The 13822-nt window shown below is 71.4% G+C and carries 16 protein-coding genes and 1 riboswitch; of the genes, 8 read left to right on the plus strand and 8 right to left on the minus strand.

Annotation, left to right across the window (positions count from 1 at the left end; all coding sequences use genetic code 11):
• Nucleotides 1–55 precede the first annotated feature (55 nt).
• A complete protein-coding gene (locus ABZ795_RS21650) occupies nt 56–1231 on the plus strand; it encodes an acyltransferase (RefSeq protein WP_357531629.1) in 1176 nt (391 codons plus the stop codon).
• On the opposite strand, the gene ABZ795_RS21655 is transcribed toward ABZ795_RS21650, so the two are convergent.
• The gene (locus ABZ795_RS21655; protein WP_357531630.1) at nt 1218–2048 is read right to left on the minus strand and encodes a DUF4097 family beta strand repeat-containing protein; all 831 of its coding nucleotides are present in this window, start codon (nt 2046–2048) and stop codon (nt 1218–1220) included. The genes ABZ795_RS21650 and ABZ795_RS21655 overlap by 14 nt on opposite strands.
• Nucleotides 2049–2173: 125 nt before the next feature.
• Between ABZ795_RS21655 and recO the strand changes: the two genes are divergently transcribed.
• The 3 genes from recO (at nt 2174) to ABZ795_RS21670 (ending at nt 4036) form a co-directional block, all read left to right on the plus strand.
• A complete protein-coding gene (gene recO, locus ABZ795_RS21660) occupies nt 2174–2956 on the plus strand; it encodes a DNA repair protein RecO (protein WP_357531631.1) in 783 nt (260 codons plus the stop codon).
• A gap of 52 nt (nt 2957–3008) precedes the next feature.
• Nucleotides 3009–3785 carry an isoprenyl transferase gene (locus tag ABZ795_RS21665; protein ID WP_327027006.1) on the plus strand — a complete coding sequence of 259 codons (777 nt, stop codon included), beginning with the start codon at nt 3009–3011 and terminating at the stop codon, nt 3783–3785.
• A gap of 65 nt (nt 3786–3850) precedes the next feature.
• Nucleotides 3851–4036, plus strand: coding sequence for a hypothetical protein (locus tag ABZ795_RS21670; protein ID WP_327024531.1), 186 nt, complete (start codon nt 3851–3853; stop codon nt 4034–4036).
• A 68-nt stretch (nt 4037–4104) separates the two neighbouring features.
• On the opposite strand, the gene gndA is transcribed toward ABZ795_RS21670, so the two are convergent.
• The 4 genes from gndA to ABZ795_RS21690 all read right to left on the minus strand — a co-directional run bounded on the left by gndA (nt 4105) and on the right by ABZ795_RS21690 (nt 8767).
• Complete coding sequence (gene gndA, locus ABZ795_RS21675) at nt 4105–5550, minus strand: NADP-dependent phosphogluconate dehydrogenase (RefSeq protein WP_357531632.1); 1446 nt, start codon at nt 5548–5550, stop codon at nt 4105–4107.
• Nucleotides 5551–5800: 250 nt separating this feature from the next.
• The gene (locus tag ABZ795_RS21680; RefSeq protein WP_357531633.1) at nt 5801–6601 is read right to left on the minus strand and encodes an energy-coupling factor transporter transmembrane component T; all 801 of its coding nucleotides are present in this window, start codon (nt 6599–6601) and stop codon (nt 5801–5803) included.
• The gene (locus ABZ795_RS21685; RefSeq protein ID WP_327024534.1) at nt 6598–8043 is read right to left on the minus strand and encodes an ABC transporter ATP-binding protein; all 1446 of its coding nucleotides are present in this window, start codon (nt 8041–8043) and stop codon (nt 6598–6600) included. The genes ABZ795_RS21680 and ABZ795_RS21685 overlap by 4 nt, the downstream gene beginning before the upstream one ends.
• Nucleotides 8044–8176: 133 nt before the next feature.
• Nucleotides 8177–8767 (minus strand): ECF transporter S component, encoded by a 591-nt coding sequence (locus tag ABZ795_RS21690; protein ID WP_327024535.1) that lies wholly within the window; start codon nt 8765–8767, stop codon nt 8177–8179.
• 69 nt (nt 8768–8836) lie between these two features.
• A riboswitch (TPP riboswitch) is annotated at nt 8837–8942 on the minus strand.
• 276 nt (nt 8943–9218) lie between these two features.
• Here ABZ795_RS21690 and ABZ795_RS21695 point away from each other — a divergent pair.
• The 4 genes from ABZ795_RS21695 to ABZ795_RS21710 all read left to right on the plus strand — a co-directional run bounded on the left by ABZ795_RS21695 (nt 9219) and on the right by ABZ795_RS21710 (nt 12393).
• Nucleotides 9219–10208, plus strand: coding sequence for a permease (locus ABZ795_RS21695; RefSeq protein ID WP_357531669.1), 990 nt, complete (start codon nt 9219–9221; stop codon nt 10206–10208).
• Nucleotides 10205–10921 (plus strand): TIGR03943 family protein, encoded by a 717-nt coding sequence (locus ABZ795_RS21700; RefSeq protein ID WP_357531634.1) that lies wholly within the window; start codon nt 10205–10207, stop codon nt 10919–10921. The genes ABZ795_RS21695 and ABZ795_RS21700 overlap by 4 nt, the downstream gene beginning before the upstream one ends.
• A 26-nt stretch (nt 10922–10947) precedes the next feature.
• A complete protein-coding gene (locus ABZ795_RS21705; protein WP_357531635.1) occupies nt 10948–11778 on the plus strand; it encodes an alpha/beta hydrolase in 831 nt (276 codons plus the stop codon).
• 114 nt (nt 11779–11892) lie between these two features.
• A complete protein-coding gene (locus ABZ795_RS21710; RefSeq protein WP_327024538.1) occupies nt 11893–12393 on the plus strand; it encodes a DUF6328 family protein in 501 nt (166 codons plus the stop codon).
• Nucleotides 12394–12449: 56 nt separating this feature from the next.
• On the opposite strand, the gene ABZ795_RS21715 is transcribed toward ABZ795_RS21710, so the two are convergent.
• Genes ABZ795_RS21715 through ABZ795_RS21725 form a run of 3 tightly spaced genes read right to left on the minus strand, consistent with a single transcriptional unit; the run spans nt 12450 to nt 13822 of the window.
• Nucleotides 12450–13088 (minus strand): hypothetical protein, encoded by a 639-nt coding sequence (locus tag ABZ795_RS21715; RefSeq protein WP_327024539.1) that lies wholly within the window; start codon nt 13086–13088, stop codon nt 12450–12452.
• 39 nt (nt 13089–13127) lie between these two features.
• Nucleotides 13128–13526 carry a transcriptional repressor gene (locus ABZ795_RS21720; protein WP_357531636.1) on the minus strand — a complete coding sequence of 133 codons (399 nt, stop codon included), beginning with the start codon at nt 13524–13526 and terminating at the stop codon, nt 13128–13130.
• Entirely contained in the window at nt 13523–13822 is a 300-nt protein-coding gene (locus ABZ795_RS21725) for a metalloregulator ArsR/SmtB family transcription factor (RefSeq protein ID WP_327024541.1), read from the minus strand. Before ABZ795_RS21725 ends, ABZ795_RS21720 begins: the two co-directional genes overlap by 4 nt.

Consider the following 13822-nt stretch of genomic DNA (forward strand, 5'->3'; position numbering starts at 1 on the left):
CCCGACCCGGAGGGTAGAGGAACGTGCCTATGCCCCCGGATATAGATGCAGGCTGATGCGAAACCGATACCTGGACCTGCTGCGCTTTCTGGCCATCGTGCGAGTCGTCGTCTACCACGTCACCGGTTGGGCGTCGCTGACCCTGCTGTTTCCGGCGATGTCGGTGATGTTCGCCCTGGCCGGGTCGCTGATGGCGGCCTCGCTGCACCGGTTCGGGCCCACCGCGGTCGGCCGCCGGTTGCGCCGGCTGCTGCCCTCGCTGTGGGTGGTAGCCGCGATCTTCGTACCGGCGATGCTGCTCACCGGGTTGCCGCTGACCCCGAAGGTGCTGCTCTGGCTCTTCCCGATCGCCGACCCGCCGGCGAACTACTGGGGTGCCCTGGCGCTGAGTCCGATGTGGTACCTGCGGGACTACCTGTGGTTCGTGCTCGCCTCACCGATCGCCTTGTGGCTGTTCCGGCGCTATCCGCTGCCCACCCTGCTGGCCCCGTACTGCCTGCTGCTGGCGATCGAGTTCGGGGTCTACCCGAACCCGCCCGGGGTGCTGCGGGAGTTCGGGCTCTACTTCGGGGCCTGGCTGCTGGGCTTCGCCCACCAGGCGGGGATGCTGCGCCGCCTGACCAACCGGGTGCTGGTGCCGACCGTGCTGGCCCTGGCCGCGTTCGGCGGCGCCTGGATCCTCAGCCATCCCGGGCCACGTGGGTACGACCTGAACGACAACCCCCTAGGCAACGCCCTCTGGTCGGCCGCCTTCATCCTGGTGGTGCTGGGACGGGCGCCGTCGAGCGCGGAATGGGTCGACCGCAACGCGGTGTTCGGGCGCGCGGTTACCGTGCTGAACCGCCGGGCGTTGACGGTCTACCTGTGGCACATGGCGTTCGTGGTGGCACTCACTCCGCTGGTGGACGTGGTCGGCTGGTCCCACCAGGACCTGCTGGGCCTGGCGATCCGGGTGGTGCTGGTCTTCCTGCTGGTGGGTGTGGTGACCGCACTCTTCGGTTGGGTCGAGGACGTGGCGGCGCAACGTCCACCGGAGCTGCTCCCCGGTGGGCGTCCCCCGGAGGTGCCGGCCGCCAACCGGCACACGGAGTCCCGCCGCGCCGCCGCCTCGGATCGACCGGTCGAGCCGGGTGCGATGGCCCTACCGGGGCAACGGGACCCGGCGACCGAGCCCCGCGAGGACCTGGTGTCGGGTCAGCGTGGCCGGGGCGGGGAGTTCACCGGGGCATGATGGTGATGTTCCCGCTGCCGGTGCGCACATCGAGCAGCAGCGGGGCGGCGGGATCGTTGGGGATGCCGACCTCCACCTCACCCGAACCCGCCTCGGTCCGTACCTGGTAGGCACCGGCCGGTACCCGTAGCTCGACATTGCCGCTGGAGGTGTGGGCGCGGGCCGAGGCGGGCTGCGCCAACTCGATCGTCACATTGCCCGAGGAGGCCTGGGCCTGCGCCTCGCCGCGCAGCCCGGTGGCGTCGATGTTCCCCGAGCCGGCCCGCAACACCACCGGAGCCGACACGTCGTACACCTGGATCTCGCCGGAGCCGGTCTCCACCCGCACCGCGCCGGCGGCGCCGGCCACCCGGACGTTGCCGGAGCCCACCTTCACCTCCACCCGGCCCACCGAACTCAGGTCGATGTTGCCGGAACCGGTCTCACCCTCGACCTGGACCCCCTTACCGACGATGACCTCGTAGGAGACGCTGCACCGACGCCCGCACGAGGTGTCCAGCACCAGTTCACCGCCCTTGATCTCGTACGTGGTCGCCGGCTGGTTGCCCTGGTAGCGCACCACCCGCTTGATCCGGACCTGGTCCGGATCGCCGTCGGCGCGGATCACCACGTCGCCGGCGCCCGGCAGCAGCCGGATGGCGGTGATCCGGACCTGCTCGGTGGTGTCGAAGTCGAGCCGACGGAAGGAGACGCTGCCGCACCCGGCCGACACGATCAGGGTGAGCGCCGCCGCCAGCGCCGTACCGGATCGGCGGACGGTGGCCCACCGGGGGGTACGAGCGAGCGAGGCGATGCTGGTGCGCTGGTGCGAAGGCATGACGAGCACGCTAACGCCGGTGCCAGGGCGGACACTTCCGGGTCAGCCTGCCCCGATACCCGGAGGCACCCTGAAATCCGACCCGGGGTGACGGTGGGGCTCCGGCCGGGAGGGAGAATGACGCGATGGCCGGATACCGCCGACAGCTCTACCGCGACGACGCGGTGGTGTTGCGCGTACAGAAGCTCGGCGAGTCCGACCGGATCGTCACCCTGCTCACCCGTCGGCACGGCCGGCTGCGGGCGGTGGCCCGGGGAGTACGCCGGACCACCTCCAAGTTCGGGGCCCGGCTGGAGCCCTTCGGCCATGTCGACCTGCAACTCGCCGGTGACCCCAAGGGGGAGGTGGGCAGCTCGCTGCACACCGTCAGCCAGGTCGAGGGGATCGACCTGTACGGCAAGCGGTTCCTCGGCGACTACCCCCGCTACACCGCGGCCAGCGCGATCGCCGAGACCGCCGAACGGCTGACCCCGGTGGAACGGGAACCCTCGCTGCGGCTGTTCCAACTCACCCTGGGCGCCCTGCGGGCCCTGGCCCAGGGGGAGCACGCCATCACCCTGGTCCTCGACGCGTACCTGCTGCGGGGCATGGCCCTGGCCGGGTGGGCACCCGCGTTGACCGACTGCGCGGTCTGCGGCACCCCGGGCCGCCACCGGGCCTTCTCCGTACCCGCCGGGGGTGCGGTCTGCCCGGACTGCCGGCCGCCGGGGGCCGCCCACCCCGCCCCGGCCACCATCGACCTGATGTCCGCGCTGGTCCGCGGCGACTGGCGGATCGCCGACGCCACCGACACCGGGACCCGCCGGGAGTGCAGCGGACTGGTCGCGGCGCACCTGCAATGGCACCTGGAGCGCACGCTACGCTCCCTGCCGCTGGTCGACCGGGGTGGCCCGACGACCGCTACGTGATAGGAGAGAGAGCCGAGTGATCCGATCCACCAGGGCCGGCCGACGTGAGCCGGTGCCGCCGACCCCGCACCCCTCGGGTGCCCGGCCGCCGGCGCTGCCGCCGGCGGCGGTGCCCCAGCATGTCGCCGTGGTGATGGACGGCAACGGCCGGTGGGCCAAGGAGCGCGGGCTGCCCCGCACCAAGGGACACGAGGCCGGGGAGTTCTCCCTCTTCGACACCGTCGAGGGGGCCATCGAGATGGGCATCCCCTACCTGTCCGCGTACGCCTTCTCCACGGAGAACTGGCGGCGCTCGCCGGACGAGGTCCGCTTCCTGATGGGCTTCAACCGGGACGTCATCCGGCGTCGTCGGGACCAGCTGGTCGACCTCGGGGTACGGGTGGTCTGGTCCGGTCGGGCCGGGCGGCTGTGGAAGAGCGTGATCACCGAGTTGCAGACCGCGGAGGAGATGTCCCGGGGCAACTCCACCCTGACCCTCCAGTTCTGTGTCAACTACGGCGGGCAGGCCGAGATCGCCGACGCCGCCGCCGCGATCGCCCGGGATGTGGCCGCCGGCCGACTGGACCCGGCGAAGGTCACCGAGAAGACCATCGGGCGGTACCTCTACCACCCCGAGGTGCCCGAGGTGGACCTGTTCCTGCGGCCCTCCGGGGAGCAGCGCACCTCGAACTTCCTGCTCTGGCAGAGCGCGTACGCCGAACTGGTCTTCCTGGACACCCTCTGGCCGGACTTCGACCGCCGCCACCTGTGGTACGCCTGCGAGCTGTACGCCCAGCGGGACCGTCGCTTCGGCGGGGCGCTACCCAACCCGGTGGCGCCGACCACCTGAACGCATAGTGTCCGCCGGGTCTGGGTACCACCCCTGACAGCAGCCACTGACGGAGGTGAACCCACATGATGCGCAAGCGTGTAGCCCAGTGGGCGGTGATGGCCGTGGCGGTTCCGTTGGCGGCCGCAGGTGCTCGCCGACTCAGCCACTCTCTGGAGTCGCGACGCGGTCCTTCCGGGGCCAGCCGAATGCTCACCCGGGGAGCCGACCTGCTGCGCCCCCAGAAGGCCCGGCGTCGCCGCTTCTTCTGATCCGGTAACCCGACGCGCCCTGCCCCGCTCATTCGGGACAGGGCGCGTCGGTGTTCACTCGGGTGGCCTCAGGCTTCGACCTCGGCGCGGTCCGGGGTGGCCCACAGGGTGTGGAAGGACCCCTCGCGGTCCACCCGGCGGTAGGTGTGCGCCCCGAAGTTGTCCCGCAGGCCCTGGATCAGGGCGGCCGGTAGCCGCTCGGCGCGCAGCGCGTCGAAGTAGGCCAGGGAGGAGGCGAAGGCGGGGGTCGGGACCCCGGCCTGGGCCGCCTCGGCCACCACCCGCCGCCAACTCGGTACCCCGTCACGCACGGTGTCGGCGAACCACGGCGCCACCAGCAGGGTGGGCAGCTCCGGCTGCTCGTCGTACGCCTGCTTGATCCGGTCCAGGAAGCGGGCCCGGATGATGCAGCCACCCCGCCAGATGCGGGCGGTGCCGCCGAGGTCGATGTTCCAGTCGTACTCGGCGCTGCCGGCGCGGATCTGATCGAAGCCCTGGGCGTACGCGACGATCTTCGAGGCCAGCAGGGCCCGGCGTACGTCCTCGATGAACGCCTCGCGGTCGGTGACCTGGAGCTTCTCCCCGCCGCCGGGGAAGGCCCGGAGGGCGGCCTCGCGCTGATCGACGTGCCCGGACAGCGACCGGGCGAAGGTCGCCTCGGCGATGCCGGTGATCGGGATGCCTAGGTCCAGGGCGATCTGGACGGTCCACCGGCCGGTGCCCTTCTGCTCGGCCCGGTCCTGCACGACGTCCACGAAGGCCTCGCCGGTGGCGGCGTCGGTGTGCGCCAGCACCTCGGCGGTGATCTCGATGAGGAAGGACTCCAGCTCGCCGGAGTTCCACTCCCGGAAGATCTCCGCGAGCTCCGAGGGCGTCGCACCCAGGCCGGCCCGCAACAGGTCGTACGCCTCGGCGATGAGCTGCATGTCGGCGTACTCGATGCCGTTGTGGACCATCTTCACGAAGTGCCCGGCGCCGTCCGGCCCGACATGCTGGCAGCAGGGCTCACCCTCGACCTGCGCGGCGATCTTCTCGAAGATCGGCCCCAGCTTCCGGTACGACTCGGCGGAGCCACCCGGCATGATGCTGGGCCCCCACAGGGCGCCCTCCTCACCACCGGAGACCCCGGTGCCGACGAAGTGCAGGCCCTTGGCCCGCAGCGCCTCCTCCCGCCGACGGGTGTCCGCGAAGTGCGCGTTGCCGCAGTCGATGATGATGTCGCCCGCTTCGAGCAGCGGCACCAGTTCGTCGATCACCGCGTCGGTGGGGCCGCCCGCCTTGACCATGATGATCACGGCGCGGGGGCGTTCCAGCGCGGCGACGAAGTCCGCAAGGGACTCCGTCGGGACGAAGGTGCCCTCGTCGCCGTGCTCGGCCACCAGCGACCGGGTCCGCTCCGGCGAGCGGTTGTGCAACGCCACGGTGAACCCGTTGCGGGCCAGGTTGCGGGCCAGATTTCGACCCATCACCGCCAGCCCGGTCACACCGATCTGCGCCGTAGCCCGATCCGCCATCCTCGTCGCCACCTTCCGCGTCTGTCAGTAGTGCTGCGACCGTAGCGCGCTTCGATGGCCACCCGCGTCAACCCCCACCCCTGGTCACCATGTGGTCGCACCCCGCACCCCACCAGGCTCGCCTCACCCGCCCCCTGCCTCGTCGATCATGCAGTTTCGGTCGCCATTGCGCGAAGAATATCCCTTATGCGGGGACAAAAACTGCATGATCGGCGGGGCGAGGGCGGGGCGGGGTGTGGGAGGAGGGGGGTCAGGGGGTCAGGGGGGTGAAGGTGCCTAGGGTGATGCTGATGGTGAGGGCGGCGGCGGCCAGGGCGGGGGCGCAGACGAGCAGCAGCCAGTCGGCGGTGCCGAAGGATTGGCGGCGGGCGAAGGTGCGCGGGGCGGTGGAGTCGAAACCCCGGGCGTCCATGGCGACCGCCAGCCGGGTGCCCCGGCGGATCGCCCCGACCAGCAGGGTGAACGCGGTCGACATGAACAGCCGCAGCTTGGCCACCGGGTTGCGTCCGGCCTCCACGCCCCGGGCCCGGCGGGCCATGACGATCATCTGCCACTCCTGGCCGAGCAGCGGCAACAGCCGGAAGGCGGCCAGCGCGCCGATGGCGAACCGGGCCGGGGCCTTCGCGTTCTGCACCAGTGCGTCAGCCAGTTCGGTCGGATCGGTGGTGGCGAAGACGATCACTCCGGGCAGGGCTACCGCGAACAGGCGCAGCACCAGGCCGAGGGCGGTGAACAGCACCGAGGAGGTGACCATGACCGGTCCGGCGTCGAGCAGTACCCGGCCCGACCGGTCAGCGGCGAACAGCACCAGCGCCACCAGTACCCCACCAGCGGCGATCAACAACGGCCAGGCCCGGCGGAACAGCACCCGGTAACGCACCCCGAACAACGGCAGTACCGCCAATTCCACCGCCAGGGCGATCGCCGGTGTCACCGGATCCAGCGTCGCCAGCAGCGGGAACGCGAACAGCAGCGCCGCGGCCAGCTTGGCCACCGGATTGCGGCGGGCCAGCGGGGCGTCCGGCCGGGCGACCGGTTCAAGGTCGATCATCGATCCTCCGCCGCCCGCCGGGTCTCGCCAGTCGGCTGCAGCGTCAGGGTGCGGTCGGCCAGTGCGGCGACGAAGTCGGCGTCGTGGGTGACCGTCACCAGGCCGTGGCCGCCGTCGCGCAGCTGTGCGAAGAGGTCCACCAACTCCCGCCAGGTCCGCCGGTCCTGCCCGAAGGTGGGCTCGTCGCAGATCAACAGCCGGGGCGCGGTGGCCAGCGCGGTCGCCACACTCAGCCGCCGCGCCTCGCCACCGGAGAGGGTGTACGGGTTGGCCCCGGCCAGCTTGTCCAACCGCAGCCGGTGCAGCAACTCGTCCACCCGGTCGCGGATCGTCGCCTCGCCGGCACCGGTACGCCGGGGGCCCAGGGCCAGTTCGTCGAAGACCGTACTGGTGACGAACTGGTGCTCCGGATCCTGGAACACCGAGCCGATCCGGCGGGCCAGTGCCGGTGCGCGCCAGCGGTGCGGTGGCCGGTGGGCGTCCGCCCCGGCCAGCTCCGCGCTGGCCGACAGCCGTCCGGTACCCGGCTTGCCCAGTCCGCCGAGCAGCAACGCCAGGGTGGACTTGCCGGCACCGTTGGGACCGAGCACGGCCAGCGCCTCACCTGCGCGTACGGTCAGATCGGTGGAGGCCAGCCGGGGCGGCTGGCCGAGCCCGTCGGCGGTGAGTAACACCTCGCCGGCCGGGGTGGTGGCCTGGCGCGGGGGAAGCTGGCGGCCCGGCACCCAGACCCCCTCGGCGGCCAGGGCGTCCCCGTGGGCGGCGAAGACCTGATCCGGTGGGCCGTCGGCCCGCACCCCGCCGCCGGGTTCGAGTACCACCACCCGGTCCACCAGGGGCAGGGCGTCGGAGATCCGGTGCTCGACCAGGATCAGGGTGGTGTCGCCGCCGACCGCGCGGGCGATCGCGGTGCGGACCAGGTCCGCCCCGGCCGGGTCGAGGTTGGCGGTGGGCTCGTCGAGCAGCAGCAGGTCGGGGCGGAGTGCTAGGGCCCCGGCCAGGGCCAGCCGCTGCTGTTCGCCGCCGGAGAGTGCCGCGGTGGGGCGGTCCCGGTGGTACGGGAACCCGACCCGGTGCAGCGCCTCGTCCACCCGGGGCCAGATCTGGGCCGCCGGTACCCCCCGGTTCTCCAGCCCGAACGCCACATCGTCGCCGCTGCGGGCCATGACGAGTTGGGACTGCGGATCCTGGAAGACGATGCCGACCCGTTCCCGGGTCTCGGTCGGGGGGCGACCGTCGATCTCGATGGTGCCCTCCTGCTCACCGGAGTCCTCCGGCAGCAGCCCCGCCAGCGCCGCCAGCAGAGTGCTCTTGCCCGCCCCGGAGGGCCCGAGCAGCAACACCCGCTCGCCCCGCCGCACCCGCAGGTCCACCCCCCGCAGGGCCCAGGCCCGCCGCCCCGCATGCCGCCACCCAAACCCCCGCACCCAAACCCCACCCACCCCCACCACTCCTCTCCTCCCCTCACTGCTTCCCAACCCCCACCCCCGATCGTTGCGGTGATCAAGAAGTTTGCGTCTGGAATCGCGGCTCGCCAGACGCAAACCTCTTGATCAACAGGAGTGAAGGGTGGTGTTAGACGAGGGGGCGGTTGCGGCCGGCGGGGAAGCGGTCCAGGACGCCGGTGCCGGCGAGCGCCTTGGTGAGGGCGTAGCCGCCGGCGCCGGCTACCACGGTGGCGCTGACCACGGTGAGCAGCGCGTACGGGATCCGGTAGCTGCCCAGCTCGTACGCGGTGTTCCAGACGAAGAAGTCGAACAGGGCGGCACCCAGACCGGTCAGCGCGCCGGCCAGCAGTGCGGTCGGCAGCCGGAAGGAGCGGTACCGGAAGGCGGCGAAGGCCAGTTCCGCACCGAGACCCTGGATCAGACCCTGGACGATGGTGACACCGCCCCACTCCGAGCCCAGCAGTGCGGAGACCGTAGCCGCGACCGCCTCGCAGAACAGCGCGGCACCCGGCTTACGGATCACCAGCCCGCCGAGCACCGCCGGGACCAGCCAGACCCCGTACATGATGGCCTGGCTGGCCGGGAAGAAGGCGAAGGCGGGGTCCGCGACCCGCCAGACCGCGCCCCAGGCCCAGAAGATCACGCCGAAGGCGACCGCGATCACTGCGGCCACGACGATGTCGATGGTGCGCCACCGGTTGGTGGTCGGTTGGCTCATGATTGCTCCCAGTCCAGTGTCGAACCAGGTAAGACGCACGCCGCGCCCGACGGCACCGGGCCGTGGCGGGCAGGAGGTGGACCGAACTCCCTGCGCTGGCATTACCCAGATCAGGTACGGAGGGTCTGCGGGCGAACCCGCACTCTCAGCGCTGTGCGCTCCCCTGTCGGAGGTGAAGTTGTCTCGCCGACGCTAACACCTTTAAAGATCAACAGGCAACGTGATCTAGCAGGTCGGGCCGGGTGCGGCCCGGTCGAGGTCGCCAAGGGGGTACGCCCACCCGGCGGATCCCCCCGTTTGGCCGACATCCATCGACCTCACCGTCCCCGGCCGGTACTCTCAGCCCGCCGAACCATCGGGGTGAAGAGACGGCAGGGTGAGCACAGACACGAATCAAGCCGTACCGGTCGACGAACCGCAGAACGGTCCGACCGGCACCGCCACCGACCCCGTGCCTCAGCCGGGCAGTGGGGTGCTGCGGCGATGGGTCGGTGACCGGGTCGGCTCCGTGGAGGTGCTGGCCGGGCTGCTGATCCTGCTGGTCATCTTCCGTGATCCGCTGGCCGGGGCGTTGGACGATCCGCGCCTGCAGACCTGGACCACCGTGTTCGTCTCGATCATGGTGCAGGCGGTGCCCTTTCTGGTCTTCGGAGTGCTGCTCTCGGCCGTGATCGCGGTCTTCGTACCCCGGTCGTTCTGGGCCCGGGCGCTGCCCCGACACCCGGCCCTGGCGGTACCGGCGGCCAGCGCGGCCGGGGTGGTGCTGCCCGGCTGCGAGTGCGGCTCCGTACCGATCGCCGGTTCCCTGATCCGCCGGGGGGTCACCCCGGCCGCCGCCCTGGCCTTCCTGCTGGCCGCACCGGCGGTCAACCCGATCGTGCTGACCGCCACCGCGGTCGCCTTCCCGAACAACCTCGAGATGGTCCTCGCCCGAGGCCTGGCCAGCCTCGTGGTGGCCATGGTGATGGGCTGGCTGTGGCTGCGACTGGGTCGCACCGAGTGGATCAGGATGCCGCGCCGACCGGAGCTGGAGGACCCCCGCCGGGGTCGGGCCTTCTGGGCCGCCGTCCGGCACGACGTCACCCAGGCCGGTGGCTTCCTGGTGCTCGGTGCGATGGCCGCCGCCAGCATCAACGTCCTGGTGCCGGAACGATGGTTGCAGACCCTCGCCGACAACCCCTGGCTGTCCGTCCTGGTGCTGGCGATTCTCGCCGTACTGTTGTCGCTCTGCTCCGAGGCGGACGCCTTCGTGGCGGCCTCGCTGTCCCAGTTCTCCCTGACCTCCCGACTGGTCTTCCTGGTGGTGGGGCCGATGGTCGACCTCAAGCTGATCTCGATGCAGGCCGGTGTCTTCGGGCGCCGATTCGCCTTCCGGTTCGCCCCGGCCACCTTCGCGGTGGCCCTGCTGGTCGCCGCCGGGGTCGGGGTGGTGCTGCTGTGAACCGGCAGGCCCAGGGGGTGCTCCTGCTGCTGTTCGGCGGGGCGGTGCTGCGGGCCAGCCTCACCGACCTCTACCTGCGCTATGTCAAGGAAGGGCTGCGACCCTTCCTGATCGCCGCCGGCCTGCTGCTGGTGGTCGCCGCGATCATGACCCTGTGGTACGAGCTGCGCCCGGCCGCCGATGATCCCGCCGTGGAGCATGACGGGCACCCCCACCACGAACCCCGGGTGGGTTGGCTGCTCATCCTGCCGGTGCTCGGCCTGCTGCTGGTGGCCCCACCAGCTCTGGGCTCGTACGCGGCCAGCCAGTCCGGCACCGCCCTGAACGCCCCGCGACAGTCGGACTACCCGCCCCTGCCCGACGCCGACCCGGCACCGGTCAGCGTCCTGGACTACGCGGCGCGGGCCCTGTTCGACCGGGGCGCCTCGATCGGCGACCGGCGGGTGCAGTTGACCGGCTTCCTCACCACCGGCGGGGACGGCCGACCGATTCTGGCCCGCATGGTGCTGTCCTGCTGCGCGGCCGACGGGCGGCCGGTCAAGCTCGGGCTCACCGGCGAGGTGCCGGTCGGGTTGCCGGACGACACCTGGGTGGAGGTGGTCGGCCGGTACAGCGACCGGATCGGTCGTGACCCGGTCAACGACGCCGAGATCCCGTACCTCCAGGTCGAGTCCTGGCGGCGGATACCCACCCCCAAGCAGCAGTACGACTGAGCGCCGACCTCGGTAGGCTGCCGTTCATGCACATCGACGCCCGAGGTCTGCGGTTCGACGTCGTCGCCGGTGGCCCGCAGGACGGTGCACCGGTGCTGCTGCTGCACGGTTTCCCGCAGCACGCGGGCGAGTGGAACGACGTGACGACGACCCTGCACGTGGCCGGTCTGCGCACCTACGCGGTCAACCAGCGCGGCTACTCCCCGGGCGCCCGCCCGACCTCCGTGGAGGCGTACCGGCTGGCGGAGTTGGTAGCCGACGCGGCCGCCATCCTGGACGCCCTCGGTGTCGACTCCGCCCACGTGGTGGGGCACGACTGGGGTGCCGTGGTCGCCTGGGCGCTGGCCGCCGGGCATCCGGAGCGGGTCCGCACCCTGACCGCCGTCTCCGTGCCCCATCCGGCCGCCATGGCGTACGCCCTCGCCGAGGACTCGCAGCAGAAGGCGCGCTCGGCGTACATGATGCTGTTCCGTCGGCCCGGGGTGGCCGAGAAGACCCTGCTGGCCCTGAAGGCCCGAGGGCTGCGCGGGATGCTGCGCGGGGTCGGGGATCCGGCGCGGGTGTCCACGTACGCCGAACCGATGCGCGAACCCGGCGCCCTGACCGCCGCCCTGAACTGGTACCGGGCGATGTCCCAGGCGGACCTGGCGGCGATCGGCCCGGTGACCGTGCCGACCACCTTCGTGTGGAGCGACCGGGACGTGGCGATCGGGCGTACCGCCGCCGAGGCCTGCGCTAGCCACGTACGTGGGGACTACCGGTTCGTGGAACTGGCCGGGGTCAGCCACTGGATTCCGGACCAGGTACCGACCCGACTGGCCGAGGCCATCGTGACCCGGGTCCGTTCCGTCGCCTGAGTACGGCGGGCGGTTGCTGTCGGAGGCGGTTTCGGAACGAGGGCGGTGGGGCAATCAGCGTTGCCGCCGTCGCCGAATCGCGCCGACGGCGTGCCGTACCCCCGGAGGTCAGCGGTGTCCAAGGAAACCGAGAAGCAGCGATGGCAGCGCAACTTCGCCGACCTGTTGCAGGAGTTGCGGGTAGCACAGACCGGCGTACAGATCCTCTTCGCCTTCCTGTTGACCCTGCCGTTCAGCAACGGCTTCGACGACACCACCCCGTTCCAGCGGGACGTCTACATCGTCGCCCTGCTCGCGGCGGCCGGCGCCACCGCGATGATCATCTCGCCGGTGGCGTTCCACCGGGCACTGTTCCGCCAGGGACGTAAGCCGGATCTGGTCCGGTTCGCCCACCGGATGGCCTCCGGCGGCCTGGCCCTGATGCTGATCGCGATGGTCAGCTCGGTCCTGCTGATCACGGACTTCGTGCTGGCCCGGCCGATCGCCTTCCTGCTCAGCGCGGTCACCGGCCTCTGGTTCCTCACCTTCTGGCTGATCCTGCCGTTCTCCCGCCGCAACTGGGGCGACGACGACATCGACGACGACGAAGACCCCAGCGGCCTGTCCAACGACTGACCCCGCCCCTGTTGATCAAGAGGTTTGCGGCAGGATCCGCGCCGCAAACCTCTTGATCAACGCGGGCGGGTGGGGGAGGAGGTCGGTGGGGTGGTGGGGGTGCGCAGGCCGAGGTGGCGTAGTTCCAGGGCGGCCAGGGCGGTGATGGTCTGCTCGTCGCCGTGCCGCCACGCCTGCGCCACGTCGGGGTCGATGCGGGTGAGTCGGCGGATCGGCTGGGTGGACAGGGCGCGCAGCGCGAGCAGGTCCCGCCCGGCGGGTGCGGTGGCCAGTGCCGCCGCCGAGCCGGCCCGACGCATCCAGCGCACCCGCAGCGGCAGCCACCCGAACACCACAAGCCCGAGCGGTACGATCGCCATCCCGACGGACAGTGCCAGAGCCAGTTGGTCGACGAGTTCCTGCTGGTCCTGCCCGGCCTCGGCGAGGGAGCGGGCCGCCTCGGCCGCCCGCTCGAAGGGCGCGGTCAACTCGTCGCCCACCAGCGGCACCCGGCCGACCTTCCCACCGGCCTCGGCCAGGTTGTCGGCCAGCCCACCGCCGGCCCCTTCCAGCTTCTGTCCCGGTACGGCCAGTCGCTGCACCAGATCGTGCAACCACAGAACCCCACGAATCGTCACGTACACCCAGGCGACGACGAGCAGATCGGTGAGCAACTGTCGCAGCGCCACCGGAAAGCGATCGGCATAAATCTTCACGCCGCCCACCCTGCCACGCTCACCCCACCGGGAGGAGGGTCAGGGGGTGCAGGTGGGGCAGGTGCCGAAGATCTCCAGGGTGTGGCTGACGTCGGTGAAGCCGTGCTGGGCGGCGACCTTGTCGGCCCAGGTCTCCACGGTGGGGCCGGCGACCTCGACCGTACGACCACAAGCCCGGCAGACCAGGTGGTGGTGGTGTCCCTCGCTGCACCTGCGGTAGAGGTGCTCGCCGCCCGGCGGGCGCATCACGTCGATCTCGCCTGCGTCGGCCAGGCTCTGCAGGGTCCGGTAGACCGTGGTCAGGCCGACCCGTTCGCCGCGCTCGCGCAGCATCGCGTGCAGGTCCTGGGCACTGTGGAAGCCTTCCACCTCGCCCAGCAGGGCGCTGACAGCCGAGCGTTGCCGGGTGTTACGGACCGCCGTACCACCGTCGCTCATGATCCCTCCCCGGCATGGCTCACCGCGTCGGCCACGATGTGTGCCACATGCTCGTCGACCAGGCTGTACGCGATCTCCCGGCCGCGCCGGGAGCCGCGCACCACACCGGCGCCGCGCAGCACCCGCAGGTGCTGGGAGACCAGTGGCTGGGTGACGCCCAGGGTGTCGACCAACTCGTGCACGCAGCGCTCGCCCCCGGCCAGTTGGCTGACGATGGCCAGCCGGATCGGCGCGGAGAGGGCACGCAGCAGCTCACTGGCGCCCTCGTACGCGTCGTACCCGGATCCGCTGCTCAC

The sequence above is a fragment of the Micromonospora sp. NPDC047134 genome (assembly GCF_040643455.1).
GTDB lineage: Bacteria > Actinomycetota > Actinomycetes > Mycobacteriales > Micromonosporaceae > Micromonospora.